This window comes from Actinoplanes cyaneus, assembly GCF_016862095.1.
GTDB lineage: Bacteria > Actinomycetota > Actinomycetes > Mycobacteriales > Micromonosporaceae > Actinoplanes > Actinoplanes cyaneus.
The window spans coordinates 1-2,810 of sequence record NZ_BOMH01000137.1; the positions used below are offsets into that span (position 1 = coordinate 1).

Annotated in this window: 1 protein-coding gene; it reads right to left on the minus strand. The window is 74.1% G+C overall.

Annotated features, from left to right (window positions below):
- The coding region (locus Acy02nite_RS45985; protein WP_203756663.1) for a type I polyketide synthase at window positions 1–2,810 on the minus strand (2,810 nt) is incomplete at both ends.

Below are 2,810 nucleotides of genomic sequence, written 5' to 3' on the forward strand. Positions count from 1 at the left end.
GCCCGAACGTGTACGAGATCCGGCCGGACGCGACGCTCCCCGTCGTACCCAGGAAGCCTTCCGCGTTGTCGCTCGACCGATCCAGCACGATGCCGTAGTCGTTGTACATCACGCCGACGAACACGCCGGTCCGCGAGCCACGCAGGCCGAGCGGGTCGACGCCGGCGCGCTCGAACGCCTCCCACGAGGTCTCCAGCAGCAGCCGGTGCTGCGGGTCCATGGCCAGGGCCTCGCGCGGCGAGATCCCGAACAGGCCGGGATCGAAATCGGCCGCACCGGGCAGGAAGCCGCCGTGCCGGGTGTACGACGTACCCGGGTTGGCCGGGTCGGGGTGGTAGAGGGTCTCGACGTCCCAGCCACGGTCGCCGGGGAACTCCACGATGCCGTCCTGACCGTTGACGACCAGGTTCCACAGCTCGTCGGGACTGGTCACCCCGCCCGGGAAGCGGCAGGCCATGCCCACGATCGCGATGGGTTCACCGGGGTCGGCCGCGGTGGTGGCGACGTCCGCTTCCGGCTCACGGCCGCCGAGCTCGCCCGAGAGGTACGCCGCCAGCGCCGCGACCGTCGGGTAGTCGAAGACCAGCGTGGACGGCAGTCGCAGCCCGGTCGCCGCCGCGAGCCGGTTGCGCAGCTCGACGGCGGTGAGCGAGTCGAAGCCGAGCTCGGTGAAGGCCCGATCGACGGCGATCCGGTCGGCGCCGGCGTGGCCGAGCACCTCGGCGACCTGCCCGCGGACCAGTCCGCGTACGGCGATGTCCCGCTCGGCCCCGGGCAGCCCGGCGATCTGCCTGCCCAGCATGCTGGTGGCGCGATCGCTGCGGCCCGGCACGAGCCCGCGCAGGATCTCCGGGACCACCGGTGCGGTGCGCAGCGCCGCGGTGTCCAGGCCGAGCGCCGCGACCACCGCCCGGTCGCCGGCGAGCGCCGCGTCGAAAGCGGCCAGGCCCTGCTCGGCGCTGAGCGGGAGGACGCCGCCGCGGCGCAGCCGCTCCCGGTCCCCGTCACCGAGCGTGCCCCCCATGCCGGCGTCCCAGAGCCCCCACACGATCGAGGTCGCCGGCACGCCTTCCGAGCGCAGCTGCTCCGCGTACGCGTCCAGGAAGGCGTTCGCCGCCGCGTAGTTGCCCTGCCCCGCGTTGCCGAAGATCCCGGCCGCCGAGGAGAAGAAGACCAGCGCCTTCAGCTCGCCCGTGGCCGCGACCAGATTCCTCGCCGCGTCGACCTTGGAACGGAACACCGCCGCCAGCCGCTCCGGCGTCAACGACTCCAGCAGCCCGTCGTCCAGCACTCCGGCCGCGTGAACGATCGCGGACACCCGCTCGCCACGCAGCGCCTCGGCGACCGCTGCCGCATCGCCGAGATCACAGGCCACCGCCCGCACCTCAGCGCCCTCGATCGGCATCGGCTTCGCCGACCTCGAGATCAGGATCAGCCGGCGTACGCCGTGAGCCCGCACCAGATGTTCGGCGACGAGCCCGCCGAGCGTCCCGGTGGCCCCGGTGACCACCACGGCCCCGTCACCGAGCTCGGGCGTTCCGCTCGTGGCGATCCGGGCCAGCCGTGGCACCTCGACGACGCCGTCCCGGACCCGAGCCTGCGGCACCGGGTAGAACTCGTCGTCGGGTCCGTCCAGTAGCTGGATCCGGCCGGGATGCTCCGACTGGGCGCTGCGCACCAGTCCCCACATGGCGGCCGCGTCCGGGTCCATACCGTGCGTGCGCACGATCAGCCGGGATTCGCCCCAGGCCGGATCGGCAAGCCAGGTCTGCAGCAGGGCCAGCAGCGTGCTCGCGCGGTCGAGGGCGGGGCGGGGCGCGGTGGCGTCGACCACGAGCGTCTCGACCGGTTCCGGCAGCTCGTCACCGAGGATCATGGCTGGTGCGGGCACGCCGTCCACGCGCTGCGGCACCCAGTCGAGGCCGAACAGGAGTCGGTCGGCGGCGCCGCCCGGCCGAGCGGGCGCGACCGGCCGCAGGGCGAGACTGCCGACCTCGGCGACCGGGAGACCGGACTCGTCGGCGAGGGTCAGGCGCAGCGTTGCCTCTGCGGCACCGGGCGCCAGCCGTGCCCGCAGGGTGTTCCCGGCCGGGCGGAGCAACCGGACGCCGGAGAACGTGAAGGGGAGGTGGGCGCCGGCGGCCGCGAGCATGTCACCGGCCCCGACGGCGTGCAGCGCGGCGTCGAACAGCGCCGGGTGAACGCCGTACCCCTCGATCGGCTCTTCGGTGTTGATCTCGGCGAAGACCGTGGCTCCGCGCCGCCAGGCCCGCCGGAGCCCGCGGAACGACGGACCGTAACCGAGGCCCGCGTCGGCGAACGCCTCGTAGAGGCCACCCAGGTCGATCTCGTCCGCGTCGGCCGGCGGCCAGACGACCAGCTCGGTGGTCACCTGGGCGGAATCGGTCACCGTCGCCAGCACACCGGTCGCGGTGGTGACCGTGTCGGAGTGGATGGCGAAGGTGCGGCGGCCGTTCTCGTCGGCGGCGTCGACCACGATGCGCAGGCGGGCCGGAACGGTCAGCGGCTCGTGCAGGACCAGTTCCTCGACGGCCGGGGTGCCGGCGCGCGCACCGGCGGCGAGCGCGACTTCGAGCAACGCGGTCCCGGGCACGACGACGGTGTCGTGAACGCTGTGGTCGGTGAGCCAGGGCTGTGCGCCCAGGACGCCGGTGATCAGCAGCGCGCCGGTGCCGGGCAGCTCCACGGCGGCGCCCAGCAGAGGATGCCCGGCATCGTCGAGGCCGGCCGCGGTGACGTCACCGGTGGGCGGTGTGGGCTCGAGCCAGAAGCGCCGGTGCTGGAAGGGG